This is a genomic window from Massilia luteola, assembly GCF_034420155.1.
GTDB lineage: Bacteria > Pseudomonadota > Gammaproteobacteria > Burkholderiales > Burkholderiaceae_D > Telluria > Telluria luteola.
Genome location: NZ_JAXOFN010000006.1, coordinates 87,701 through 113,496 on the forward strand (window position 1 = coordinate 87,701; position 25,796 = coordinate 113,496).

24 protein-coding genes are annotated in these 25,796 nt (G+C 67.3%); 11 read left to right on the plus strand and 13 right to left on the minus strand.

All coding sequences use genetic code 11. The features are described from left to right. Nucleotides 1-14 precede the first annotated feature (14 nt). Nucleotides 15-329 carry a hypothetical protein gene (locus U9J41_RS09400; protein ID WP_322401931.1) on the minus strand — a complete coding sequence of 105 codons (315 nt, stop codon included), beginning with the start codon at nucleotides 327-329 and terminating at the stop codon, nucleotides 15-17. A gap of 289 nt (nucleotides 330-618) precedes the next feature. On the opposite strand from U9J41_RS09400, the gene U9J41_RS09405 reads away from it, so the two are divergent. The 4 genes from U9J41_RS09405 to U9J41_RS09420 all read left to right on the plus strand — a co-directional run bounded on the left by U9J41_RS09405 (nucleotide 619) and on the right by U9J41_RS09420 (nucleotide 5,594). Further along, a complete protein-coding gene (locus U9J41_RS09405; RefSeq protein WP_322401932.1) occupies nucleotides 619-1,776 on the plus strand; it encodes an ABC transporter substrate-binding protein in 1,158 nt (385 codons plus the stop codon). A 234-nt stretch (nucleotides 1,777-2,010) separates the two neighbouring features. After that, nucleotides 2,011-2,901, plus strand: coding sequence for a branched-chain amino acid ABC transporter permease (locus U9J41_RS09410; RefSeq protein ID WP_322401933.1), 891 nt, complete (start codon nucleotides 2,011-2,013; stop codon nucleotides 2,899-2,901). A 14-nt stretch (nucleotides 2,902-2,915) separates the two neighbouring features. Then, a complete protein-coding gene (locus U9J41_RS09415; protein ID WP_322401934.1) occupies nucleotides 2,916-4,862 on the plus strand; it encodes a branched-chain amino acid ABC transporter ATP-binding protein/permease in 1,947 nt (648 codons plus the stop codon). Nucleotides 4,863-4,871: 9 nt separating this feature from the next. Next, nucleotides 4,872-5,594, plus strand: a complete 723-nt coding sequence (locus U9J41_RS09420; protein ID WP_322401935.1) for an ABC transporter ATP-binding protein — start codon at nucleotides 4,872-4,874, stop codon at nucleotides 5,592-5,594. Here the strand turns inward: U9J41_RS09420 and U9J41_RS09425 are convergent. The 5 genes from U9J41_RS09425 to U9J41_RS09445 all read right to left on the minus strand — a co-directional run bounded on the left by U9J41_RS09425 (nucleotide 5,573) and on the right by U9J41_RS09445 (nucleotide 9,961). Further along, nucleotides 5,573-6,739, minus strand: a complete 1,167-nt coding sequence (locus U9J41_RS09425) for an aminotransferase class V-fold PLP-dependent enzyme (protein WP_322401936.1) — start codon at nucleotides 6,737-6,739, stop codon at nucleotides 5,573-5,575. The two genes, U9J41_RS09420 and U9J41_RS09425, sit on opposite strands and share 22 nt — an antisense overlap. 89 nt (nucleotides 6,740-6,828) lie before the next feature. Next, nucleotides 6,829-7,974, minus strand: coding sequence for a glycerate kinase (locus U9J41_RS09430; protein WP_322401937.1), 1,146 nt, complete (start codon nucleotides 7,972-7,974; stop codon nucleotides 6,829-6,831). Next, nucleotides 7,975-8,385: a hypothetical protein gene (locus U9J41_RS09435; RefSeq protein WP_322401938.1), complete on the minus strand. Its 411-nt coding sequence runs from the start codon at nucleotides 8,383-8,385 to the stop codon at nucleotides 7,975-7,977. A gap of 46 nt (nucleotides 8,386-8,431) precedes the next feature. Next, on the minus strand, nucleotides 8,432-9,196 hold the full coding sequence (locus tag U9J41_RS09440; protein ID WP_322401939.1) for a Mut7-C RNAse domain-containing protein: 765 nt from the start codon (nucleotides 9,194-9,196) through the stop codon (nucleotides 8,432-8,434). A gap of 3 nt (nucleotides 9,197-9,199) precedes the next feature. After that, nucleotides 9,200-9,961 carry a DUF72 domain-containing protein gene (locus U9J41_RS09445; RefSeq protein WP_322401940.1) on the minus strand — a complete coding sequence of 254 codons (762 nt, stop codon included), beginning with the start codon at nucleotides 9,959-9,961 and terminating at the stop codon, nucleotides 9,200-9,202. A 111-nt stretch (nucleotides 9,962-10,072) separates the two neighbouring features. On the opposite strand from U9J41_RS09445, the gene trxC reads away from it, so the two are divergent. The 4 genes from trxC to U9J41_RS09465 all read left to right on the plus strand — a co-directional run bounded on the left by trxC (nucleotide 10,073) and on the right by U9J41_RS09465 (nucleotide 14,386). Beyond that, a complete protein-coding gene (gene trxC / locus U9J41_RS09450) occupies nucleotides 10,073-10,516 on the plus strand; it encodes a thioredoxin TrxC (RefSeq protein WP_322401941.1) in 444 nt (147 codons plus the stop codon). Nucleotides 10,517-10,737: 221 nt separating this feature from the next. Continuing rightward, nucleotides 10,738-12,789, plus strand: a complete 2,052-nt coding sequence (locus U9J41_RS09455; RefSeq protein WP_322401942.1) for a methyl-accepting chemotaxis protein — start codon at nucleotides 10,738-10,740, stop codon at nucleotides 12,787-12,789. After that, nucleotides 12,782-14,008 (plus strand): hypothetical protein, encoded by a 1,227-nt coding sequence (locus U9J41_RS09460; protein WP_322401943.1) that lies wholly within the window; start codon nucleotides 12,782-12,784, stop codon nucleotides 14,006-14,008. Before U9J41_RS09455 ends, U9J41_RS09460 begins: the two co-directional genes overlap by 8 nt. Nucleotides 14,009-14,023: 15 nt before the next feature. Beyond that, on the plus strand, nucleotides 14,024-14,386 hold the full coding sequence (locus tag U9J41_RS09465; RefSeq protein ID WP_322401944.1) for a DUF4870 family protein: 363 nt from the start codon (nucleotides 14,024-14,026) through the stop codon (nucleotides 14,384-14,386). Nucleotides 14,387-14,392: 6 nt separating this feature from the next. Here U9J41_RS09465 and U9J41_RS09470 read toward each other — a convergent pair whose 3' ends face one another. From U9J41_RS09470 to U9J41_RS09495, 6 genes are all read right to left on the minus strand, one after another. Beyond that, nucleotides 14,393-15,556 (minus strand): cystathionine beta-lyase, encoded by a 1,164-nt coding sequence (locus tag U9J41_RS09470; RefSeq protein ID WP_322401945.1) that lies wholly within the window; start codon nucleotides 15,554-15,556, stop codon nucleotides 14,393-14,395. A gap of 142 nt (nucleotides 15,557-15,698) precedes the next feature. Further along, nucleotides 15,699-17,102: a 30S ribosomal protein S12 methylthiotransferase RimO gene (rimO, locus tag U9J41_RS09475; RefSeq protein WP_322401946.1), complete on the minus strand. Its 1,404-nt coding sequence runs from the start codon at nucleotides 17,100-17,102 to the stop codon at nucleotides 15,699-15,701. A gap of 265 nt (nucleotides 17,103-17,367) precedes the next feature. Beyond that, nucleotides 17,368-17,925: a polyhydroxyalkanoate synthesis repressor PhaR gene (phaR, locus tag U9J41_RS09480; protein WP_322401947.1), complete on the minus strand. Its 558-nt coding sequence runs from the start codon at nucleotides 17,923-17,925 to the stop codon at nucleotides 17,368-17,370. A 198-nt stretch (nucleotides 17,926-18,123) separates the two neighbouring features. Further along, nucleotides 18,124-19,878: a class I poly(R)-hydroxyalkanoic acid synthase gene (gene phaC / locus U9J41_RS09485; protein WP_322401948.1), complete on the minus strand. Its 1,755-nt coding sequence runs from the start codon at nucleotides 19,876-19,878 to the stop codon at nucleotides 18,124-18,126. Between the two features lie 405 nt (nucleotides 19,879-20,283). Next, entirely contained in the window at nucleotides 20,284-21,081 is a 798-nt protein-coding gene (gene pgeF / locus U9J41_RS09490) for a peptidoglycan editing factor PgeF (protein ID WP_322402053.1), read from the minus strand. Nucleotides 21,082-21,095: 14 nt separating this feature from the next. Then, nucleotides 21,096-22,133 (minus strand): RluA family pseudouridine synthase, encoded by a 1,038-nt coding sequence (locus tag U9J41_RS09495; RefSeq protein WP_322401949.1) that lies wholly within the window; start codon nucleotides 22,131-22,133, stop codon nucleotides 21,096-21,098. 66 nt (nucleotides 22,134-22,199) lie between these two features. Here U9J41_RS09495 and U9J41_RS09500 point away from each other — a divergent pair, with 66 nt between their 5' ends. Beyond that, complete coding sequence (locus tag U9J41_RS09500) at nucleotides 22,200-23,039, plus strand: outer membrane protein assembly factor BamD (RefSeq protein ID WP_322401950.1); 840 nt, start codon at nucleotides 22,200-22,202, stop codon at nucleotides 23,037-23,039. Nucleotides 23,040-23,269: 230 nt separating this feature from the next. Here U9J41_RS09500 and yaaA read toward each other — a convergent pair whose 3' ends face one another. Then, nucleotides 23,270-24,040 (minus strand): peroxide stress protein YaaA, encoded by a 771-nt coding sequence (gene yaaA, locus U9J41_RS09505; RefSeq protein ID WP_322401951.1) that lies wholly within the window; start codon nucleotides 24,038-24,040, stop codon nucleotides 23,270-23,272. A 34-nt stretch (nucleotides 24,041-24,074) separates the two neighbouring features. On the opposite strand from yaaA, the gene U9J41_RS09510 reads away from it, so the two are divergent. Beyond that, nucleotides 24,075-24,530: a putative toxin-antitoxin system toxin component, PIN family gene (locus U9J41_RS09510; RefSeq protein WP_322401952.1), complete on the plus strand. Its 456-nt coding sequence runs from the start codon at nucleotides 24,075-24,077 to the stop codon at nucleotides 24,528-24,530. Between the two features lie 28 nt (nucleotides 24,531-24,558). Then, entirely contained in the window at nucleotides 24,559-25,716 is a 1,158-nt protein-coding gene (locus U9J41_RS09515) for a pyridoxal phosphate-dependent aminotransferase (RefSeq protein WP_322401953.1), read from the plus strand. The last annotated feature ends 80 nt before the right edge of the window (nucleotides 25,717-25,796 follow it).

Here is a 25,796-nt window from a genome sequence, read left to right on the forward strand (position 1 = left end):
GCGAGCGCAGCCGGCTAGCCGAGCTGGGCCGCAGCGCACAGCAGGTGCGCCGGCGTCGTCAGCCGCCGCGCATCCAATAACCGTTGCCAGCCCGAATAGTTGATTAAATAGCGGCTCGCGACACCGCGGAAGCGCACCAGCCAGCTCTTGAAACGGCTGTGCCAGCTGTTGACATTCTGGATGTGGATCGCACCGCGCGCCCGAATGCCGGCCGACACGTTCACCGCCTCGTGCGTGATGCCCGCTTGCGCGGCAAAACGGCGATACGCGATGGCCCCGTCGCTGATCAACAGCACGTTGCCCGGCAAGACCGGCTTGAGGCACTTCATCGAACGTCAGGCCGTGCATCGTCACTCCTCATGAGTTAACTCGACGATGCGTATGACCTCCGCAACCAGATTCAGTTCACAGACTTAACGCGAACACAGCCCTTTTTTATGTGTCCTACCCCTCCTCCCTGACGCTTTCCTTACGCATTTGCATGAATGACGCATGTTGCAACGCGTCACATCAATCGTTTGCCGTTGTTTGATTGCCATTCTACAATCGCCCACGATGGGCCCGGCGCCGATCCTCGGCGTCCCGGCGTAAAACGAGAAGATGACTACGGAGACCGCAATGAATTTCAAAGTAAAGGCATTGGTTGCAGGGGTAGTGCTGGGGTTTTCGACGGCCGGCATGGCGGCCGAGCCGATCAAGATCGGCGTGTCCGGTCCGTTCACGGGCGGGTCGGCGCCGATGGGCGTGTCGATGCGCGACGGCGTCCGCCTCGCCGTGAATGAAATCAATGCCAAGGGCGGCGTGCTGGGCCGCAAGATCGAACTGGTCGAACGCGACGACGAGGCGAAGAACGAACGCGGGGTGCAGGTCGCGCAGGAACTCATCAACAAGGAACACGTCGTCGCCACCGTCGGCTACATCAACACGGGCGTCGCCCTCGCCTCGCAGCGCTTTTACCAGCAGGCCAAGATCCCCGTCATGAACAACGTGGCGACCGGCTCCATCGTCACGAAGCAGTTCGCCAGCCAGCCGGAAAACTACATCTTCCGCAATTCGGCCAACGACACGATCCAGTCCGCGATGATCGTCGAGGAAGCCATCGCGCGCCGCGGCTTCAAGAAGCCCGCGATCCTCGCCGACTCCACCAACTACGGCCAGCTGGGGCGCGAGGACCTCGAAAAGACGCTCGCGAAGAAGGGCGTGAAGCCGGTCGCCGTCGAGAAGTACAACCTCGGCGACGTCGACATGACCGCGCAGCTGCTGCGCGCCAAGCAGGCCGGCGCCGACGTCGTGCTCACCTACGGCATCGGCCCCGAGCTGGCGCAGATCGCCAACGGCATGCAGAAACTGGGCTGGAAAGTGCCCATCGTCGGCAGCTGGACGCTCGCGATGGCCAACTTCATCGACAACGCGGGCAAGAACGGCGACGGCACCCGCATGCCGCAGACCTTCATCCAGAACCCGGACACGCCGAAGCGCAAGGCGTTCATCGACGCCTACGTCAAGGCCTACAACCCGCCGGGCGGCCGCATGCCGTCCGCCGTGTCGGCCGCGCAGGGCTACGATTCCGTGTACCTGCTCGCCGCCGCGATCCAGCAGGCCGGCAGCACGGAAGGACCGAAGATCGCCGCCGCGCTGGAAAACCTCAAGTCCCCGGTGGAAGGCGTGGTCACCACCTACAACAAGCCCTACACGCACGCCGACCACGAGGCCATCAACTTCGACAACACCAAGTTCGGTGAAGTGAAGGACGGGCACGTGGTGCAGGCCAAATAAGCGATCACGCGTCGTTCGCGCGCAGCTACACCGTCGTTCCCGCGCACCTACACCGTCGTTCCCGCGCAGGCGGGAATCCAAGTTGCGCGCATCGCGACGGCGCAAACAAGATTGGGTCCCCGCCTGCGCGGGGACGACGGGGTATGTGTTCGCGTATTCATTAACGTATTCATTGACGTATTCGCGTATTCGTTAGCTGCTTATCCGCGTCTTGCCGAACCCTCTGGAGGCCTCATGGAGATCCTGCTGCAACTCATCGTGTCCGGCATCGCGCTCGGCATGATCTACGCCGTGATCGCGTTCGGCTACCAACTGACCTTCGCCACGTCCGGCACCCTCAACTTCGGCCAGGGCGAGGCGCTGATGCTCGGCGCCCTCGTCGGCCTGTCGCTCGTCGGCACCATCCACGGCGGGCCGTATCTCAGTTACTGGCTGATGATTCCCGTCGTCGTCGTATTCGGCGCGCTGCAAGGCATGTTCGTCGAATGGATCGCCGTGCGCCCCGCGATCCGCATCAAGTCGGAATTCGGCTGGATCATGTCGACGATCGCCCTCGCCATCATCTTCAAGAACGTGGCCGAGAACATCTGGGGCAAGGACGTGCTGCCGTTCCCGTCGCCGCTGTCGTCGGAACCGTTCACGGTGCTGGGCGCGAACGTGCAGCCGATGCAGGTCGCCGTCGTCGTCGGCGCGCTCGCCATCATGCTGGCCGTCGAAATCTTCAACCGCAAATCCATCTACGGCAAGGCCGTCGTCGCCACCGCCAACGACCGCGACGCGGCGGGCCTCATGGGCATCAACACGAAGATGGTGATCACGTTCTCGTACGCGCTGTCGTCCGCCACGGCGGCCTTCGCGGGCGCCCTCATCGCGCCGCTCACGCTCACGAGCGCCACGATGGGCGCGTCGCTGGGCCTCAAGGCGTTCGCCGTCGCGATCATCGGCGGCCTCACGTCGGGCATGGGCGCCATCGTCGGCGGCATCATCCTCGGCATCGCGGAAACGGCCACCGGCTTCTACCTGTCGACCGGCTACAAGGAAGTGCCGGGCCTCGTCCTGCTGCTGCTCGTGCTCGCGGTGAAGCCGTCCGGCCTGTTCGGCAAGGCCGCGATTAAGAAGGTGTGACGATGGCCACGACAATGAGCAGACTGATTTCGGTCGGCGCCGTCGCCGGCATCGCGCTGCTGGCCGCCTTTCCCGTGCTGGTCGCGAACTCGTACTACCTGCACCTCGTCGTGACGATCCTGATCTACGCGATCCTGCTGTTCGGGCTCGACATCGTCGTCGGCTACACGGGCCAGGTGTCGCTGGGCCACGCCGGCCTGTTCGGCGTGGGCTCGTACGTAACGGGCGTGCTGGTGATGAAGCTGGCCGCCGCGTGGTGGTTGACGATCCCCGCCAGCATCGCCGGCGCCGCCCTGTTCGGCGCGATCCTCGCCCTGCCCGCGCTGCGCGTGACGGGCCCTTACCTCGCGATGGTGACGCTCGCCTTCGGCACCATCGTGCAAATCCTCATCAACGAGATGACCTTCCTCACCGACGGCCCGATGGGCATCATGCTCACGAAGCCCAGCGTCGCCGGGCACGAGCTGACGGAGGTCGAGTTCTACTACGCCGTGGCCGCGCTGATGGTCGTGTCGCTGGTGCTGGTGCACCGGCTGCTGAAGTCGCACATCGGCCGCGCGTTCGAGGCGCTGCGCGACAGCCCCATCGCGTCCGACTGCATGGGCGTCTCCGTCTACCGCTACAAAGTCTACGCGTTCGTGATCAGCGCCGGGTTCGCGGGCCTGGCGGGCAGCCTGTACGCGTACTCCGAGCAGTACATCTCGCCGAACACCTACAACTTCGAGCTGACGATGCTGTTCCTGCTCGCGGTGATCATGGGCGGCCGCAAGACGCGCAGCGGTGCGCTGATCGGCGCCGTGATCGTCGTGATGCTGCCGAGCCTCCTGTCCGACATCGATCTGTTCCGCCAGATCGCCGTCGCCGCCGCGGTCCTCGCCGTCGTGGCGGCCGGCCTGCTGCTGGCGCGCCGCAAGACGACCCTGGGCCGCGTCGCCGTGCCCGTGGTGGCCACGCTGGCGATGGCCGTCGTGTCGTACAAACTGGAGAGCATGGTCGACTGGCGCCTGACGATCTTCGGCCTCATGACGCTGTTCGTCGTCTACTATCTGCAGGAAGGCATCGTGGGCTTTTTCCGCGGCCTGCTCGGGCGCGGCCGCGCGCATGCGCACGCGCTCGCGGACGACGGCGCCGATCCGTTCGCGGGCGTCGCGGCGGCGGAAGGCGCGAGTGGCGAACTGCTGCGCGTACAGCAGGTGCTGATGCAGTTCGGCGGCCTGAAGGCGCTGAACCAGGTCGACCTGGCGGTGGCGCGCGGCACCGTGCACGGCCTGATCGGACCGAACGGCTCGGGCAAGAGCACGATGATGAACGTCCTCACCGGCATCTACAAGCCGACGGCCGGCCAGGTATTCTTCGCCGGCACCGGCATCACGGGCCGCACGCCGGCGCAGATCGCGCTCGGCGGCATCGCCCGCACCTTCCAGAACGTGCAGCTGTTCGGCGAGATGACGGCGACGGAAAACATCCTCGTCGGCCTGCACCACACCTTCCGCTCGAACGCCTTCGACGCCATGCTGCACACGCCGCGGCGCAAGCGCGAGGAGCTGGCGGCGCGCGCGCGGGCCGCGGCGATCCTGCGCTTCACCGGCCTCGCCGACCTGGCCGACGAGGAAGCCCGCAATCTCCCCTACGGCAAGCAGCGCCTGCTGGAGATCGGCCGCGCGCTGGCGCTCGATCCGCGCCTGCTGCTGCTGGACGAACCGGCCGCCGGCCTCACGGCGCCCGACATCCGCGAGCTGATGGCCATCATCCGCAAGATCCGCGACCACGGCATCACGATCGTCCTCATCGAGCACCACATGGATGTCGTCATGTCGATCTCGGACACCGTCACCGTGCTCGATTTCGGCCAGAAGATCGCCGAAGGCACGCCGGCGCACGTGCAGTCCGACCCGCGCGTGATCGAAGCCTACCTGGGCGGCGCGGGCGAGCCGGCGGCGCCCACGACCGCCGCCGTCTGAGGAGACCACATGCTCACCATCGACAACCTGCACGCGGCCTATGGCAAGGTCGAAGTGCTGCACGGGATCTCGCTGGAAGTCCCGAAGGGCCAGCTCGTCACCCTGATCGGCTCCAACGGCGCGGGCAAGACGACCACCATGCGCGCCATCTCCGGCATGCTCAAGCCGCGCGGCGGGACGGTGCGGCTCGCCGGCCGCGACATCACCGGCATGGACTCGCACCGCATCGCGCGCGCCGGCCTCGCCCATTCGCCGGAAGGCCGCCGCGTGTTCGCGACCATGACGGTCACGGACAACCTGCTGCTGGGCGCCTTCCCCCGTTTTACGCGCGCCCGGCCCAGGGGCGACATCCAGCGCGACCTGGAACGCGCGCTGGAACTGTTCCCGCGCCTGAAGGAGCGCCGTACGCAACTGGCGGGCACCCTGTCCGGCGGCGAGCAGCAGATGCTGGCGATGGCGCGCGCCGTCATGCTCAACCCGGACGTCGTGCTGCTGGACGAACCGTCGATGGGCCTCGCCCCGATCCTCGTCGACGAAGTCTTCCGCATCATCGCGCGGCTGAAGGCGGAAGGCGTCACGATGCTGCTGGTCGAGCAGTTCGCCCAGGCCGCGCTGAACGTGGCGGACTACGGCTATGTGCTGGAGAACGGCCGCATCGCCGTGCACGGGCCGGCCGCGAGCCTCAGGAACGATCCCAAGGTCGTGGCGGCCTACCTGGGCGGCGCGCACTGACGGATCGCGTCCGCCAGCGCATCGAGTTCCTCAGGGCCGCTGTACAGGTGCGGCGTGACGCGCACGATCTCCGTGTCGCCGAACTTGCGCACGACGGTGAAGATGCGGTGTTCATCCATGAGGCGCCGTACGACCTCCCCCGCGGGCACGCCGGCGATGCCGAACGCGCCCAGCGCGCAGTGCCGGCGCGGATCGCGCGGCGTGTACAGGGTGACGCCCGGCGCGCCGGCCACCTGGTCCATCCAGCGCCGCGCCAGCCAGCGCAGGCGCGCTTCCTTGTTGCGTGCGCCGATCGCGGCGTGGAACGCGAGCGCATCCTCCACGGCCATGATGGGCGCGGGCGGCACCGTGCCCACGTGGCCCAGCTTGTCGATGTCGCCGCGCGCGGACGACACGTCGCCGTACAGCGGCGCGATGTCTTCGATGCGGTCGCGCGCGATGTACAGCAGGCCCGTGCCGAGCGGCGCGCCGACCCATTTGTGCAGGTTGTAGGCGGCGAACGGCGCGCCGACCTGCGGGATCGTGAAGTCGAGCTGCGCGAGTGCGTGGGCACCGTCGACGATCGCGTCGATGCCGCGCTCGCGCGCCAGCGCGGCCAGCCGCGCCACCGGCATGATGCGTCCCGTGCGATGCACGATGTGCGTGAGCAGCAGCACGCGCGTGCGCGGCGTGATCGCGTCCGCATACAGCGCCAGGACGGCGTCCTCGTCTTCGAGGTCGTACGGCACGTCGACCTGCACGACGGCCAGGCCACGGCGCTCGGCCAGCATCCGGACGATCTCGTGGCTGCTGTCGTAATCGTGGCGCGCCATCAGGATCGCGTCGCCGGGCGCGAACGGATAGCCCTGCAGCAGGATGTTCAGCGACTCGACGGCGCTGCGCGTGATCAGGAGTTCATCGGGCGCCGCGCCGGTGAAGGCGGCGAGCAGCTGCTTCACGCGCGCGAGCCGCGCGGGCCAGCGCGTGCGCAGGAAGAACGCGTTCTCGCGGTCGACCTCGTCCTGGTAGCGCGCGAGCGCCGCGCGCACGGGGTCCGCCGGCATGCCGAAGTAGCCGTTTTCGAGGTTGATGAAGTCGGGTGAGCGCGTGTACTGGGCGCGGATGGCGGACCAGTAGGATTCGTCGTCGGGAAGGATGTCGGGCAAGGGGGGCTCTCGGTGTCTGTCCGGGCACTCGTGCCCGCTCGTCACGCCAACATATCACATGCGTCACGCGTGGGCACGGGCTGCCCACCCTACCGCAGGCGCGCCCCCAGCGCCAGCGCGGCGGCCAGGTTGCGCGCGGCGCGGCGCAGGTTGTCCTCGGCCGCGGCCAGCGCCTCCGCCACGGAACACGGCCGCGCAACCGCCGCGACCACGACCTCGATGCCGTGCGCGTGCACGGCGTCCGCATCGCGTGCCAGGCTGCCGCCGATGGCGACCACCGGTATGCCGTGGCGCCGCGCGACCCGCGCCACGCCCATCGGCGTCTTGCCGTTCACGGTCTGGCCGTCGATGCGGCCTTCGCCCGTCACGACGAGGTCGGCGTCGCGCACGGCCGCATCCAGCCCGACGGCTTCGGTGACGATCTCGATGCCGGGCCGCAGCTGCCCGTGCAGGAACACGACCATCGCCGCCGCGATGCCGCCGCCGGCGCCTGCACCCGGCATCTGCGCGATGTCCCGGCCGAGGTCGCGCTTGACGATGTCCGCGTAGTGCGCAAGCGCGGCGTCGAGCTGCCGCACCATCTCCGGCGACGCGCCCTTTTGCGGCCCGAACACGGCGGACGCGCCGCGCGGGCCGACGAGCGGGTTGTCGACGTCGCACGCGATCCGGAATGCCGCCGCGCGCACGCGCGGATCGAGCCCTGACGCGTCGATGCGGGCCAGGCGTGCAAGCGCCGCGCCGCCCGGCCCGATGTCGCGGCCGGCGTCGTCGAGCAAGCGCACGCCGAGCGCCTGCAACATGCCGGCGCCGCCGTCGTTCGTCGCGCTGCCGCCCACGCCCAGCACGAAGCGGCGCGCGCCGGCATCGAGCGCGGCGAGGATGAGTTCTCCGGTGCCGCGGCTCGTGGCCGTGCGCGGATCGCGCAGGTCGGGCGGCACGCCTTCGAGGCCGCTGGCGGCCGCCATCTCGATCACGGCCAGGCCGCCGGCGCCGCCGGCCGTGCCGTAGAACGCGTCGACCATCTGGCCCAGCGGCCCGGTCACGCGCGCCTCCACGCGCCGGCCGCCGGTGGCATCGATCAGCGCCTGCACGGTGCCCTCGCCGCCGTCGGCCACCGGCACCTTCACATAGGTCGCATCGGGCCAGACCTCGCGCATGCCGGCTTCGATGGCGGCCGCCACCTGCAGCGCGGTCAGGCTTTCCTTGAACGAATCGGGGGCGATGACGATCTTCATTCAGTCTCCGGCGCCGAACAGGTCGTGCGCATGCAAAATGGCGTAGGTGATCTCGGGATGCCGCTCCAGCACCCTGCGTACGGCGGCGGGCACGGACTGGCGCACCTTCTTGCACAGGCCGGGCCGGTCTTCCAGCACGATCAGGATGCCGCGCAAGGTGCGCACCTCGTTCGGGCCGGGCGCGATCCGCAGTTCCACGCCGAGGTTGGCGCGGATGCGCTCCTGCAGCAGCCTGAGCTCAGCGTAGCTGCCCACGGCGTCGATGCGTTCGAGCAGGCGCTGCTCTTCGCTGCGCGTGAGGCGCAGCGGGCGCAGGTCGGCGTCCGGGTCGGCCAGCAGCACCTCGCGCTCGCAGACGCAGGCGCCAGGGGGGCATTCGGTGCGGATGGGTATCGATGCTTGCTGCAACATGGGGTCACGCCGTCAACGGATTGCTCGTCCGGGCAAGTAGTGTATATCAATGTGAGCCGTTGCCGGTCCCCGCGGCGCACAGGATCGCGTCGAGCACGCCGGCCATGCGCTGCCAGTGCGAGCCCTTCCAGAACACGCCATGGCAGCGGTCGCAGGTGAGGAACTCGTCCTGCGTCGCGGCCACGCGCGGCGGCAGGCGATCGAGCACGTCCGCCTTCGCGACGGGCCGCAGCGGCGCATTGCACGACAGGCACAAGGTGAACGGGCGCACGCGCTGGGCCAGCCCGAAGCGCTCGACCACTTCCGCGAGCTGCGCTTCAGCCTTCAGCGCCCGTACATAGCAGCCGTAATCGACGCCGCGGCGCTTGAGCAGTGCGCGGTCGCGCGTCAGCACGGCGCGGCCGTCGTCCAGCGCGATCGCCTCGACCTCCGCGTCGCTCAAGGTGTTGCGGTAGATGGTGTCGAAGCCCGCCATGCGCAACAGCCGCGCGAGAGCGCCGAGGTGGGCGTCCGCGACGAAGCGCGCGCGGCCCGGCGGACGCTGGGCCAGGCGCGCGACGTCGGCCACGTCCAGGGTCGTGAAGCGCGGATAGACGGCGACGCGGTCGCCCTCTTCCAGGATGTCGTCCAGACCCGCGGGGTCGCCGTTCACGAGGACCAGCTCGACCTCCGTGTGCGGCACGCCCAGCGCCTCGACCATGTGCTTGGTCGTCGCCGCCCGCGCGCACGGGGTCGTGAACGCATGGCCGCGCCGCGCGCGCGCGAGGAAGTCGTTCAATTCGCCGTAGAAGCGGAACGTCGCGCTGGCCATGGCTCATGCCGCCGCGGACACCTCGACGCCGCGCAGCACGTCCAGCGCGTTCGGCACCGAGTGGCCCTCGGCCGTGTTGTCGAAGATGCACCAGAGATCCGCGCCCGGCCGCGCCAGCGCCGCGATGCGCCGCTCGACGTCCAGCAGGAACGCGCGCGGATAGGCCGAATAGTAGACGCGCGGCGTGCCGTGCAGGCGCAGGTAGGACGCGTCCGTCGTCGGCACGTGCGGGCCCGGCTGGCCTGCCGGCGGGTCGGCGATCACGCGCGTGACGCCGTGCTCGCGCAGCAGCGACGTGGCGGAGTCGCCGAACCACGTCGGGTGGCGGCCTTCGAGCGCCAGCATGCAGGGAAAGCGCGCGCGCAGCCGCGGCAGGAAATCGGCGACGACGGCCGCATCGAACACGCCGCTGGGCGGCAGCTGGACGAGCACGCAGCCGAGTTTCGGTCCCAGCTCGCCGGCCTCGCGCACGAACCGGTCGAGCAGGTCGTCGGTGTCCACCAGCTTCGCCTCGTGCGTGATCGCCTTCGGCAGCTTGACGGAAAACCGGAAGCCTTGCGGCACGCTGGCGGCCCAGCGGGCGTAGGTCTGCGGCTGGTGCGGCCGGTAGAACGACGAATTGATCTCGACGGCCGGGAACACGGCCGCGTAGCGCTCGAGGTGGCTGCCCGCGCCCGGAAACGCGGCCGCCGCTTCCTTTGGTATGCTCCAGCCGGCGCACCCGATCAGGGGCCGGCCGCTTGCTGTGGATTGCAATTCGCTCATCTGAACCCATGTTGGAGGACATCCGCCCGGCATCCGATTCTATGCCGAACGGCAGGTCCGGCGGCGCACGCGCCACCGCGCCTGACCCACGAACATCACACAGGAGGTACCATGGCCGATTCCCTGCACATCGTCTGTCCGCACTGCGACGCCGTCAACCGCGTGGCCGCTGCGCGCCTGGCCGAGCAGCCCGTCTGCGGCAAATGCGCGCAGGCGCTGTTCACGGCCCAGCCCACCGACGTCTCGTCGTCCCGCTTCGACAAGCACGTCGCGCGCAACGACATTCCCGTCCTCGTCGACTTCTGGGCCGCCTGGTGCGGCCCGTGCCGCATGATGGCGCCCGCCTACGCCCAGGCCGCCGGCCGGCTGGAGCCGCGCGTGCGCCTGCTGAAGGTCGACACGGAAGCGTCGCAGGACCTGGCCGCGCGCTACGGCATCCGCAGCATCCCGACCATCGCGCTGTTCCAGGGGGGACGCGAGATCGCGCGCCAGGCCGGGGCGATGGATGCGAACCGCCTCGTCGCCTGGGTGCAGCAGACCGCACGCGCCGCGTGACACGCGGGGCGCGGGGCGCGGCGCGCACGCTCGTGCGTTTAATTTACGGTATGTAATTGAACACGACCGGAAGTGTGGCGGAGATGCCGCACTGAGGCGTTCACGGCGGATTTTTGCCGGCATTTTTGGGCATGCCCTCGTTACCCGGCCTAAAATTTTCCACACGGAATTATTTTTAGCCGATACCGGTACCCCGAGAGCCCCCAATGACATCCAGTCCAATGTTGCAGCCACAGCCTGCCGCGCTGCGCCACCCGGCCGCCCGCGGCCCACGCGCCGCCTCCCGTTCCCTGAGCCTGAACGCCAAGATCTGCCTGACCGCGAGCGTGCTGGTGATCCTCAGCCTTGCCGCCACGTCGACCGTCACCGGCATCCGCAGCAGCCGCAGCGCCGAGGAATCGAGCATGAGGCTGGCGCGCACGACCGCACGCGAGGCCGCCGCCGCGGTGCAGGCCCGCCTGGGGTCGCCCCTGACGACGGTCCTGGGCCTGGCGCGCGCCATGCGCACGACGCGCGGCGCCGACATCGCGCTGACCCGTGCCCAGATGAGCGAGATGGTCAAGGCGACGGTACTGGACACGGAGGACCTGAACGGCTCCACCGTGACGTGGGAACCCGATGCGCTCGACGGCAAGGATGCCGAGTATGCCGGCAAGGCGCCGGAATACGACGCCACCGGCCGCGCCATGCCGTATTACTCGCGCGAAGCGGCGGGCGGCCTGCACGTGGAACCCATCGTGTTCTCGGACAAGCCCCATGCCAACGACTGGTACGACATCCCGAAAAGCACCGGCCGGACCTATATGACCGAACCGCATACCTATCCGATCGACGGCAAGGACGTGGCGATGACGTCGTTCAACGTGCCGATCGTGGTCAAGGGCGCCTTCCGCGGCGTGGCCAGCGTCGACTTCGGGCTGGCGCGGCTGAGCAAAATCCTCGCGTCGCTGAAAGTCATCGACGGCGGCCACCTGGCGCTCGTGTCGAACGGCGGCCTGTACGCCAGCAACCCGGACGCCGCGCGCACCGGCAAGAAGGCCGACGACATCCCGGCCGCCGGCCTGGAAGCCATCCGCCAGGGCCAGACCTATGAATACGCGGACACCTGGGGCGAAGTGCACCTGCTGCAACCGGTCCGGCTGGAGGCCGACATCGCGCCGTGGTCGATCAAGCTCAGCTTCCCGCAACGCGTCGTGACCGCGGATGCGCGCGACCTGCTCGTCTATACGCTGCTGGTGTCGGTGCTGTGCGCCGTGGCGGCCGCGGTCGTGCTGGTCTCGGTGCTGAACCGCCTGACCCGGCCGTTGCGGGTGCTGGGCACGGCCATGGCCGGCCTGGCCGGCGGCAACGCCGACCTCACCGCGCGCCTGGAAGTCAAGGGCAAGGACGAACTGGCCCAAATCGCGGGCGGCTTCAACGACTTCGTCGCCAAGCTCCAGCACGTGCTGGCGCGCGTGCGCCACAGTTCGGACAACGTGGCGCTGGCCAGCACCGAAATCAGCCAGGGCAACGCCGACCTGTCGGCCCGCACCGAGCAGCAGGCCGGCGCGCTGGAAGAAACCGCCGCGTCGATGGAGGAATTGACGTCGACCGTCAGGCAGAACGCCGACAACGCGCGCCAGGCCAACCAGCTCGCGCAAGGCGCGTCGGAGATTGCCGCCCGCGGCAGCGCCGTCGTCGCCCAGGTGGTGGACACGATGGGCTCGATCAAGGCATCGTCGCAGAAGATCGTCGACATCATCGGCGTGATCGACGGCATCGCCTTCCAGACCAATATCCTGGCGCTGAATGCCGCCGTCGAGGCGGCCCGCGCGGGCGAACAGGGTCGCGGCTTCGCGGTCGTCGCCAGCGAGGTGCGCAACCTGGCGCAGCGCTCGGCCTCGGCGGCCAAGGAGATCAAGGGCCTGATCGGCGATTCGGTCGACAAGGTCGGCGCCGGCAGTACGCTGGTCGGCGAGGCGGGCCGCACGATGGAAGAGATCCTGGCGAGCGTCCAGCGCGTCACCAATATCGTCGTCGAGATCAGCGCCGCCAGCGCCGAACAAAGCAATGGCATCGCCCAGGTCAACCAGGCCATCGCCCAGATGGACGGCACGACCCAGCAGAACGCGGCGCTCGTCGAGCAGGCCGCGGCCGCGTCCGAGAGCCTGCACGACCAGGCGGCGCTGCTGGTGTCCCTGGTCGGCGAATTCCACATGGAGGCCGACGCCCCGGAGGCGGCGCACGGCAAGCCTCTTCTGTCGCGACCGGCCAGGAAGCAAATCAATGAATAACCGGAAACACACCGGCGCGGCCGCGGTCGCCGTCGTCGGCGCCTGCCTCGCTTTGTCCGCGCCCGGCGCATCCGCGCAGGAAACGGGCAAGGACGCGCTCAAATTCGATGGCGCGATCAGGATGTGGGTGGAGGCGCTCAGCTGGAACGACCAGCGCAAAGGCACGCCCGAATTCGACACCGCCCGCCTCGGCTTCAAATACGACGACGGCCGCTTCCTCGCGGCCGGACGCGAACGCTACTACCACTACACGAGCCGCCAGACGGGCGCCAACAAGGGCGCCGACATGCTGTTCAACGAGTACCTGTGGGCCGGCTACCGGTTTGCCGACAAGAGCGAACTCCATGTGGGACAGGAGCGCATGCCGTTCGGCATCCTGCCCTATGCGTCGAATAACTTCTTCGAGTCGATGGCCTGGTATGCCGGCTACGAAGACACGTATGCGATGGGCGTCCAGTATCAACGCACGATCGGCGGCCTGCACGCCAACGTCGCCTTCTTCCCGTCCGACGGCCGCCATCTGCTGTCGTGGACCGACAGCAACGGAGAACTCGACGGGCTGGATTCTGTGCGCTTCAGCAATCACCTGATGAAGAGCTATGGCCGCGAGGAGAAAAATACCGTCGTCGCCCGGCTGGCCTACGCCTTCCCGTTCGCCGGCGGCAAAACCGAGATCGGCGCCTCCGTCCTGGCGGGACGGCTGGCCGCAACGAGCCCGGCGCTCTCCAGCGGCAACCGCCGGGCCGGCGCACTGCACGCGGCCGGCGAATTCGGCAACCTCGGCGTCCAGCTGGAGACGATCCAATACGACAACGACTTCGATGGAAACGGCTCGCTGGCCGGGAACTGGTACGGCGCCTGCGACAAGGACTGCGTGCTGATCGGTGCGTTCGGCTTTTCGAATCGCCTGGCGGCCAGGGGACACATCGACATCGCGAACGTCACCTATAAAATCCCGGGGTCGATCGGGCCGTTCAGCCAGTTCATGGTCTACAACGACTGGAGCCGCCTGAGGAAATCCGCCGCCGGCTATGCCGACAGCTATCAGAACGTCACGGGCGTGACGTTCGCGTCAGGCGGCTGGGTCATCATCGTCGACGTCTCGAACGCCACGAACCAGCCCTACCTGTCGCCGGGCTTCGGCAACGCCCTCGGCACGGGTGGGGCCGCGACATCGTCGGGTCATCGGTTCAATGCTAATATCGGCTATTACTTCTGATTTCAGAGGCATAGCATGGCCCAGGAACTCGTCTACGAACGCGGCCTCGAGGATGCCAAGCAGTTCGCGCGCATCCTCTACGTCGCGCACGCGCTCACGTTTTTCTTTTCGCTCGGCACGCTGTCGATCCTGGTGCTGATCGTCAACTACATCCGGCGGCCGGACACGGCCGGGACGATGGTGTACAGCCACCACACGTGGATGATCCGGTCGTTCTGGTTCTATCTGCTGTGGATGGCGGTGGCGGTGTTCCTCGCGATCACGCTCATCGGGATTCCGCTGGCGTGGCTCGTCGGGGCCGGCGCGTGGTTGTGGATGGCGTACCGGATCATTCGGGGCTTTCTCGACCTCAACAACAATCGGGCGATGCCGGTCTGACCGTGGTTACAGCTTGCCGAGCGCCTGCCCGATATCGGCGATGAGATCGTCGGGCGCTTCGAGCCCGATATTGAAACGCACGAGCGCGCCCGCATCCGGCCAGTCGCGGCGCATCCCCTGCATCCGGTACGGCACCGCAAGGCTGTGCGTCCCGCCCCAGCTGTACCCGATGCCGAACAGGGCCAGGGAATCGACGAACCGGTCGACCTGCTCGCCGCTGTAGCGCGCATCGAAGACGACGGAGAACAGCCCGCCGGCTCCATCGAAATCGCGCTGCCACACATCGTGGCCGGGGCAATCCTCGAACGCCGGGTGCAGCACCTTCGCGATTTCCGGACGCCCCTTGAGCCAGCCGGCCACCCTGCGCGCGGCCGCGTCGTGCGCGTCGAAGCGCAGCTTCATCGTTTCCAGGCCGCGCAGCACGAGGTACGTGTCGTCGGCGCCCACGCCCATCCCCAGCCGCATGTGCGACATGGCGATGCGTTCGTTGAGGGCCGCGTCGCGCGTGATCACGGCGCCCATCAGCACGTCCGAGCCACCCGACTGGTATTTCGTCAGCGCCTGCATGACGATGTCGGCGCCCACGTCGAAGCCGCGCAGCGCGAGCCCCGCCGCCCACGTATTGTCCAGCGCGACCGGGATGCCCTTGTCGTGCGCCGCCGCGCAGATCGCGGGCAGGTCCGGCACTTCCATCGACACGGAACCCGGCGCCTCGGTCCAGACCAGCTTCGTGTTCGGCTGGAGCAGTGCCGCGATGCCCGCGCCCACCAGCGGATCGTAGAAGCGCGCCGTGATGCCGAAGTCGCTGGCCAGCCAGCGCCCCAGCTCGCGCGTGGGGTTGTAGACATTATCGGGCAGCAGGACGTCGTCGCCCGCCTTCAGCAGCGCCAGAAGGATCATCGAGATCGCGGCGAGACCGGACGGCGCCAGCAGGCAGTGCGCGCCGCCTTCGATGGAAGCCAGCCGCGCTTCCAGGGTGAACGTCGTGGGCGTGCCGTGCAGGCCGTAGGTATAGGCCGTCTTGTTGCGCCAATCGCCCGCGCGCATGCTGGCCACGTCCTTGAACAGGACGGTCGAGGCGTGGTGGATGGCGGTCGGGTAGGCGGCGAAGCCGGCCGGGGGGCGGTAGTCGCTGTGCGTCAGCGTGGTCTGGATGGACTGTTTGGTCACGTCGGGTACTCCACTGCTGTGTTCGTCGTTCCCGCGCAGGCGGAAACCCAGGTTGCAAGCACTGTGGCCGCTCCACCCGTCGTCGTTCCCGCGCAGGCGGGAACCCAAGTAGCATCCAACGCCGCAGCGCCGTATCGATCGCTCAGGCCACCGTCGCCCACAGGTCGTGCGCATCCGCCTTCGTCACGACCACGTCGATGAATTCGCCGACCACCGGCTTGGCCTTGCCCGGCGTGAGGGCGCGCTTGATGTGCACGACGCCGTCGATTTCGGGCGCATCCGCCGCCGACCTGCCGACCGCTTCGCGCGGGCCCGCCTCGTCGACGAGCACGCGGATCGTCGTGCCGATCTTCGCCTGCAGGCGCTTGGCCGAGATCTCTTCCTGCAGCAGCATCACGCGCGCGCGGCGCTCTTCCTTGACCTCGTCCGGCACCGGGTTCGCGATCGCGTTCGCCGTCGCGCCTTCGACCGGGGAATAGGCGAAGCAGCCCAGGCGGTCGATCTGCGCTTCCCTCAGGAAGTCCAGCAGGTATTCGAATTCCGCCTCGGTCTCGCCCGGGAAGCCGGCGATGAACGTGGAGCGGATCGTCAGGTCGGGGTTCATCTTGCGCCAGGCCTGGATGCGGTCGAGGTTCTTTTCGCCGCTCGCGGGGCGCTTCATGCGCTTCAGGACGTCCGGGTGCGCGTGCTGCAGCGGGATGTCGAGGTAAGGCAGGACGTGCTCGCCCATGAACGGGATCACCTGGTCGACGTGCGGGTACGGGTAGACGTAGTGCATGCGCACCCACGCGCCGTACTGCCTGGCCAGCTGGCCCAGCGCCTCGGCCAGCTGCGTCATGTGCGTCTTGACCGGGCGGCCGTTCCAGAAGCCGGTGCGGAACTTGACGTCGACGCCGTAGGCGCTCGTGTCCTGCGAGATCACGAGCAGTTCCTTGACGCCGGCCTTGAACAGGTTCTCGGCTTCCTGCAGCACGTCGTGGATGGGACGCGACACGAGGTCGCCGCGCATCGACGGGATGATGCAGAAGCTGCAGCGGTGGTTGCAGCCTTCGGAAATCTTCAGGTAGGCGTAGTGCTTGGGCGTGAGCTTGACGCCGTGGTCCGGCACGAGGTCGATGAACGGGTCGTGCGGCTTGGGCAGGTGCAGATGCACGGATTCCATCACCTCGGCCACGGCGTGCGGACCAGTCACGGCCAGCACCTTCGGGTGCACCTTGGTGATGATGTCGGCGCCGGTGGCATCCTTCTTGGCGCCGAGGCAGCCGGTGACGATGACCTTGCCGTTCTCGGCCAGCGCCTCGCCGATCGCATCCAGCGATTCCTGCACGGCCGCGTCGATGAAGCCGCAGGTGTTGACGATCACGAGGTCCGCGCCGGCATACGACTTGGCGGTCTCGTAACCCTCCGCGCGCAGCTGCGTGAGGATCTGTTCGGAGTCGACCAGCGCCTTGGGACAGCCGAGCGAGACGAAACCGACCTTGGGCGGCGTCGCGTTGCCGGTGGCATCAGGGGTGGCGGGGAGCGGGTTACGGCGGAGTTCTTGCATTGTCGGATTGCGGCAAAAATTCAGGGCAATCCGCGATTGTACAGGAAGCGGAGGCGGAGGGAAATCGTGAGGGAAAACTTGGGGTCACGACGGGTGCAGGGCGCACAAAGGCCTTCATGGCCCACATCCTTTGAACGTCGCCCCTGCGAAGGCAGGGGCCCAATTCTGGCGCTGCCGGAACGGTTGCGAAATTGGATCCCCGCGTGCGCGGGGACGACGATTGATCGTGCGCGGTACGATTGATCGTGCGCGGTACGTTACACGTTCACTTTTTCTCGGGCGGCACCCCGAACGGGAATGCGCCGAACATCATCGCCTTGCTCTGGCTCTGCATCTGCTCCTGCATCTGCAGGAACAGGTTCTTGCTCTGGTCGATGTAGTTGTTCATCATGCCCTGCATCATCGGGCCCTGGATGTTCATGAACTGGGTCCACATCTCGGTGCTGAACGGCTTGCCTTCCAGCGCGCCCGCGGCCGAGCCGACGAACTTGTTCTGGATGTCGGTGAACGCCTGCACGTTCTTTTCCAGGTAGGAACCCATCATGCCCTGCATCGCATGGCCGTAGTAACGGATGATCTGGGACAGCACGTTACTGGAGAACATGGGCACGCCGTGCGCTTCCTCTTCGAGAATGATCTGGAGGAGGATGCTGCGGGTCAGGTCGTCGTTCGTCTTGGCATCCACGACCGTGAACTCGTCGGAATCGAGCACGAGTTGCTTCACGTCGGACAAGGTGATGTAAGAACTGGTCTGGGTGTCGTACAGCCGGCGGTTCGGATACTTCTTGATCAGGCGTTCAGTGCTTTTTTTGACACTACTCATCTCATTCCCATGTACAGCGCCGTAGCGCATTTATTATGCGGCGACCGCGGGGATCTCCCGCGGCGTCTCCGATTCCAAGAGGATATCCGCTAAAAATACCACGTTGCGAACGCAGGTGCAGCAATTATTCACTGAGCAACTGAATGATTCATTTCGCAAATCCGCCCGCCAACCGCCTCGACACCCCCGGCTGCCGCCTCAATCCGCACGCGCCTTGACGTAACGGCCGGGCGCCGGCTCGATCGCGGGGAAAGCGGCACTGCCGGGCTGCGCGGGCGGCGCCACGTCCTGGCCGCCGAACTCCGCCAGGAACTTCGCCCATTCCGGCCACCAGCTGCCCTTCTTCTCGACGGCGCTGGCGCTCCACTCGGCCGCCGTCTTCGGTCGCGTGCGGCCGCCTTCGCCCACCCAGTAGCTGCGCTTGTTCTTCGACGCCGGATTGATGACGCCCGCGATATGGCCGGAGGCGCCCAGCACGAAGCGGTTGTTCTTCGGCTTCTTCGGGTTCAGCAGGCCCATCGACGCGAACGCGGCTTCCCACGGCACGATGTGGTCGTCCTTGGAGCCGTACAGGAAGGTCGGGCAATCGATGGCGCCCAGGTCGACCTTCGTGCCGGCCACGGTCAGCGCGCCCGGCACCTTGAGCTTGTCCTCGAGATAGGTGTTGCGCAGGTACCAGCAATACATCGGCCCCGGCAGGTTGGTGCTGTCGGCATTCCAGTACAGCAGGTCGAACGCGGGCGGCGTCTTGCCCTTGAGGTAGTTCTGCTGGACATAGTTCCACACGAGGTCGTTGGGACGCAGCGCCGAGAACGTCGTCGCCAGGTCGCGTCCCGGCATCAGGCCCCCGCGCGCCAGCTGCTGCTCCCGCATCTTGACCTGCGTCTCGTCGACGAAGACATCCAGCACGCCCGTGTCGGAAAAGTCCAGCAGGGTCGTGAACAGGCTCAGGCTCGCGGCCGGCTTGTGGCCGCGCGCGGCCAGCACGGCCAGGGCCGTCGCGGCGATGGTGCCTCCCACGCAAAAGCCGAACACGTTCACTTTGTCCTTGCCCGCGATCGCGCGGGTGACGTCCAGCGCGCGGATCGCGCCCTGCTCGATGTAGTCGTCCCACGTGGTGCGGGCCAGGCCCTGGTCCGGGTTGCGCCACGAAACCATGAACACCGTATTGCCCTGCTCCACCAGGTAGCGGACGAGGGAATTCTCCGGCTGCAGGTCGAGGATGTAGTATTTGTTGATGCAAGGCGGCACCATCAGCAGCGGCACCTCGTGCACGGCCGGCGTCGTCGGCGTGTACTGGATCAGTTGGAACAAGTGATTCTCGAACACGACCGCGCCCGGCGTCACGCCGACGTTGCGGCCGACCTCGAACGCGGATTCGTCCGATTGCGAGATGCGGCCTTTTTGCAGGTCGGCCAGCATATTCTGCAGGCCCTTCGTGAGACTCTCGCCCTTGGTCTCGATCATTTTTTGCTGGGCTTCCGGATTCGTCGCGAGGAAGTTGGCCGGCGACATTGCATCGACGATCTGCTGGACCGCGAAACGGATTTTCTGCTTGTCGCGCGGCGGCGTCTCGACGGCCTCGGCCAGCGCCATCAGGAACTCGGAATTCAGCAGGTACGACGCGACGCTGTATGCGGACATCGCATTCGCCGTCCACTCCGGCGCGGCGAAGCGGCGATCGCTGAACGACGGCAACTTGCCGCTGACGAAGTCCTGCCACAGCGTCGTTGCCTTTTGCACGTAATCGTCGCGCAGCGCGTCCAGCTTGCCCTGGGACAGCCCGGCGCCGATATCGCCCAGCATCTTGGCCACCGGTGCGAATGCCGCCGTACCGTCGGCGCCGTCGGGAAGTTTCATCATGGACTGCCAGGCGGAAGGATCGGTGAACTGCGCGAACGGCGCCATCCAGGGAGCGGCAAGCATCTGCGGGGTAGCATCAGGCGTATTCATAAGGCGTCCATTGTGTAGAATCGATTTGTCGACAGCAACCGGAGCATCGCATGTGGATCGTAGCCATAGGATGGATGTACGTCGTAACCCTGATGGCGGCGACGGAGCCGACTGTGGTTGGCGGCATTATCACTTTTTTCGGCTATGGCGTGTTGCCGTTCTCACTCGTATTTTACCTTGCGGGATCACGGCGCCGACGCGCGCGCGCGGCCCAGGCCGCATTGCGCGCGGCGGACGGTGCGGCGGTCGTGCCCGTCGCGGGATATGTGCCCATTGTAGATAGCGCTGCGGGTGACGGTGCGGGTGGCGCCGTGGGCGGCGCCGTGCATGGCGCTGCGGTTGCCCATGCGGCGGCACGCGCATGTCCCGATGGCGCAGACAGCGCCGGCTGCGCCTGCGCTCCCCCTACTTCAGCCAGATGAGACTGGCCTGGCGGCCGCTGGTGCCATCGCGGCGGTAGGAATAAAACCAGTCGGCCTCGGTCGCCGTGCAGCGTCCGCCTCCGTGGACGCGCGTGACGCCGGCGCGCGCCAGCATGCGGCGCGCCAGCAGCGTCATATCGGCCAGGTACTTGCCCGGCCTGCCGGGATATGGCCTGAACGCATCGGCCGCCTGCCCCGGCAGCGCGGCGTCGAAGGCCGCCAGGACGTCGGGCCCCACCTCGAATGCGTCCGGCCCGATCGCCGGGCCGAGCCAGGCCGTGATCTCGCCCGCGCCGGCCGCGCGCATGGCCGCGACCGTCTGCCCCAGCACACCACCCGCCAGGCCGCGCCAGCCCGCATGCGCGGCGCCCGCGACCTTGCCGCCCAGGTCCGCGAACAGCACGGGCAGGCAATCGGCCGTCAGGATGGCGCAGACGACGCCCGGCGCCGTCGCGATGCTCGCGTCGCCCGTGCGCACGGGCTCGCCCGGCTGCACGGTCGCGGCATCGACGACGTCGGCGCCATGGACCTGCGCGATCCATGCGGGCGGCCCGGGCAGGCGTGCCAGCAGGCGCGCGCGGTTGGCCTGGACGGCCTCGGGATCGTCGTCCACGTGCCTGCCCAGGTTCAGGCCGCCGCCACCGCGCCCATCACCGTACGGCCCGATGCTGACGCCGCCGCGCCGCGTCGTGGCCAAGGCACCGAACGCGTCAGGCAGATCGGGCCACTGGTCCGGCGCGGCCGGATGAATCAGGTCGGTATCGAGCAAAGACGCCTGCATGCCGGAACCGCTCATCAAATCGCTTCCGGTTCTTCGATCCCGGCTTGTTCCAGAAGTTCCGCGAAATCGTCGGCCAGCGGCACGACCCACTCCATGTGCTCGCCGCTGGCCGGATGCGTGAGGCCGAGGCGGCGCGCCTGCAGCGCCTGGCGGTGGAAGAACGAGCGCAGGTGCTGCTTGCCGTACACGGTGTCGCCGACGAGGCTGTAGCCCAGCGACTGCATGTGCACGCGGATCTGGTGCGTGCGGCCCGTCTCCAGGCGGCATTGCACGAGGCTGACGGGGCGGCGGTCCAGCTCGCCGCTTTCCAGTAGCTCGTAGTGCGTGATGGCGGGCTTGGCCGACGGGCTGTTCGACACGGCCATCTTGACGCGGTCTTTCGGGTCGCGGCTGATCGCCGAGTCGATGGTGCCGTAGGCGCGCGGCGTGCCCCACACGAGGGCCAGGTATTCGCGCTTGACGGTGCGGGCCTGCAGCTGGCGCACGAGGTCGGTCTGCGCTTCCAGCGTCTTGCCGACGACCATCAGGCCGCTCGTATCCTTGTCGAGGCGGTGCACGATGCCGGCGCGCGGCACGGACACCAGTTGCGGGCAGTGGTGCAGCAGGCCGTTCAGCAAGGTGCCCGACCAGTTGCCCGAACCCGGGTGCACGACGAGGCCGGCCGGCTTGTTGACGACGATGATGGCATCATCCTCGTACACGATGTCCAGTGCCATCGGTTCCGGCGTATAGGCCGTGTCCTCGGGCGCGGGCTGCGGCTCGACGACGATCATCTCGTCGCCGTAGGCCGTGCTCTTGCCCTTCGCCGGCTTGCCGTCGACGGTGATGTGGCCTTCGTCGAACCATTGCTGCAGGCGACTGCGCGAGAATTGCGGCACGAGCCCGGCCACGACCTTGTCCAGGCGCTGGCCGCAGTGTCCGGGCACCAGTTCCAGGGTGATCGGGGCATAGTCGGGGCCGCCCGCGCCGGCATCGAGATCGGCGTCGAGGTCCTCGTCCAGGTCGGGGTCGAAAAGGTTTTCCGCCGAATTCGGCGCAGCAGTTAATATCACGTCAGTCCCATCGGCTATAATCAGCCGTTCGTTGAATCTCGGTAAAACTTTCTTGCAATAGAGCTTATGCAAAAAAAATTGTCTGTAATTGTCGTGACTAGCGTCCTGCTAAGTTTGTCAGCTTGCGGTTTGTTGCCGGAAAGATCCGACGAAAACAAGAACGTGTCAGCATCGAAATTATACGCTGACGCGCAGGAGGAAATGACCGGCGGCCATTACGAAGCCGCGATCAAGCTGTACGAACGCCTCGAATCCAACTATCCGTTCGGTACCTACGCCGCCCAGGCGCAGATGGAAATCGCCTATGCGCACTACAAGGCGCAGGACCAGGCGGAGGCGCTGGCGGCCGTGGAACGCTTCATCAAGCTGCACCCGAACCACCCGCAGGTCGACTATATGTACTACCTGCGCGGCCTGATCAACTTCAATGACCAGATCGGCTTCCTCAGCTTCATCTATGCCCAGGACCCGACCGAGCGCGACCCCAAGGCGACGCGCGAGGCGTTTGCCGCGTTCAAGGAACTGGTCGACAAGTTCCCGAACAGCAAATATGCGCCGGACTCGATCGCCCGCATGAATTACCTGATCGACGCGATGGCGCAGTACGAAGTGCACGTGGCGAACTACTACTACCGCCGCGGCGCCTACCTGGCCGCGCTGAACCGCGCGCAGAGCGCCGTGACGCAGTTCAACCAGTCGACCGCGCGCGAGGAAGCGCTGTTCATCATGATCCGCTGCTACGACAAGCTGGGCATGTTCGACCTGCGCGACGACACGCAGCGCATCTTTGCCAAGAATTACCCGGACAGCCGCTTCATGGGCGGCAAGGGCTCGGGCGATGCGCCGTGGTGGAAGTTCTGGGCCAAGGCCGGGCCGAAGCCGTCGCCGAAGGATGCCGTGCAGTAAAGAAGACGATGCCCGCCACGATGCGGGCATTTTTTCGGCCTGCATTCGGGATCAGAGTATTTTTCCGGTCAATTTCTTGGCGCACTACGCCGTTGCCGGGTCGCACGGGTCCGACATACCGCCCTGCGGATGAACGGGCCGGCATCGACCCGCCCGCAAACGTGCTGTCGAGATCTTGCACTAAAAAGGGCTCTGACCCCGAAGTTGCTGGCCCGGATTTGATCGGTGGGTCAGGCGTCGGTTCGCCGCCTGAACACCCACGCCTTGTCCGTCGACACGCCCTCGTCGAACGCATAGCCGTCGACATCGAACGCCTTCAGGTGCCGCACGTCCTTGATGCCCCGCTCGGCCGCGTACCGGGCCATCATGCCGCGCGCCCGCTTGGCGAAGAACGAGATGATCTTGTACTTGCCGTTCTTCCAGTCCTCGAACACGGGCGTGATCACGGGCACGTCCAGCAGCTTCGGCTTGACCGACTTGAAGTATTCTTCCGACGCCAGGTTCACGAGAACCTTTGCCCCCGCATCCTTCACGTCCGCGTTCAGCGCGGCCGTCACGCGTTCGCCCCAGAAGGCGTACAAGTCCTTGCCGCGCGGGTTGGCGAGGCGGGTGCCCATCTCCAGGCGGTACGGGTGCATGCCGTCCAGCGGGCGCAGCACGCCGTACAGGCCGGACAGGATGCGCACCCTGCCCTGCACATACTTGAGCGCCCGCGCGTCCAGCGTGCGCGCGGCGAGGCCCGTGTAGACGTCGCCGTCGAAGGACATGATCGCCTGGCGCGCGGCGCCGTGGTCCGGGTGCCAGTCGGCGTAGCGCGTCACGTTCAGTACGGACAGTTGATCCGAGATGTCCATCAGCGCGCCGACCTCGGCCGGCGACCTGGGCTTCAGGACCCGGATGAGGTCGGCGGCATCGTCGATGAAGCGCGGCGTCGTGCGTACGCGGGTGGTGGGCGGGGAATCGAGGTCGAGGGATTTGGCGGGCGAAAGAACGATCAGCATTTATGGAACACGTGCAACGGGTAAAATTGCTGACATGATACCTGCTCCAGCGAAACCCATCGTCATCGACACCAACGTCTGCCTCGACCTGTTCGTTTTCCGCGACCCGCGCTGGGCGCCATTGCTGGCCGCCCTCGAGTCCGGCCGCGTGCGCGCCGTCACCCGCGCCGACTGCCGCGACGAATACCGCATCGTGCTGCATTATTCCCACCTGCCCCTCGACGACACGACGCGCCCGCTCGCTGCGGACCGCTTCGATGCCCTGATCGAGGTCGTGGCGCCGACGGCGCGCGCACTGCGGCTGCCCGTCTGCACCGACCGCGACGACCAGAAATTCCTCGAGATCGCCCGCGACGCCGACGCCGCCGTCCTCGTCACGAAGGACAAGGCCCTGCTCAAGCTGGCGCGCCGCACCGCGCGCGAGAACCTGTTCCGCATCATGACGCCCGACGTCTGGGTCAAGACCGAGGCCCCGGCCACGCTAGAATGATCCGATCTTCATCCAATCCATCCGCACCATGACCACACCCGTCCTGCAATCGCGCCTGCCGGCCGTCGGTACCACCGTGTTCACCCTCATGTCCGCCCTCGCGGGCGAACACGGCGCCGTCAACCTGGGCCAGGGATTCCCCGACTTCGAGTGCGACCCGCGCCTGCTCGATGCCGTCGACGCCGCCATGCGCGCGGGCCACAACCAGTACGCGCCGATGACGGGCCTGCCCGTGCTGCGCGAGGCCATCGCCGCCAAGCTCGCCGCGCTGTACGGCCACGCCTACGACGCCGCCGCCGAGATCACGGTCACGGCCGGCGCCACGCAAGGCATCATCACCGCGATCCTGTGCGCCGTGCATCCGGGCGACGAAGTGATCGTCATCGAGCCCTGCTACGACAGCTACCAGCCGTCGATCGCGCTGGCCGGCGGCGTGGCCGTACCCGTCGCCATGCGCGTCGGCGCGGACGGCTACAGCTTGCCGTGGGACGACGTCGCGGCGGCCGTCACGCCACGGACCCGCATGATCGTCGTGAACACGCCGCACAACCCCACCGGGACCATCCTGCGCCAGGCCGATCTCGATGCGCTGGCCGACATCGTGGCCGGAACCGAGATCCTGATCCTGTCGGACGAGGTGTACGAGCACATGGTCTACGACGGCCAGCCGCACGCCTCCGTGAGCCGGCACCCGGTGCTGGCGGAGCGCGCGTTCGTCGTCTCCAGCTTCGGCAAGACGTATCACGTGACGGGTTGGAAGGTCGGCTATGTGGCCGCGCCGGCGCCGTTGATGGCGGAATTCCGCAAGGTCCACCAGTACAATGTCTTCAGCGTGAACACGCCGATGCAGGCCGGCCTGGCCGGCTTCATGCGCGACCCGGCGCCGTGGCGCGACCTGCCCGCGTTCTACCAACGCAAGCGCGACCTGTTCCGCGCGGGCCTGGCGCAGTCCCGCTTCACCTTGCTGCCGGCGGACGGCACGTATTTCCAGTGCGTGCGCTACGACGGGATCTCGGATCTCGGCGAGTCCGAATTCGCGCAGTGGCTCACGCGCGAGATCAACGTGGCGGCGATACCCGTGTCGGCGTTCTACAGCCGGCCGACGGAATCGGGCATCGTGCGGTTCTGCTTCGCGAAGAAGGATGAGACGCTGAACGTGGCGCTGGCGCGGCTGGCGGCGGTGTGACGCACGCCATGGTGGGCGGAGGCCGCCCACCCTACGCCTGCCGATGGATATCGTACGGTGGGCACCCCGTGCCCACGCGT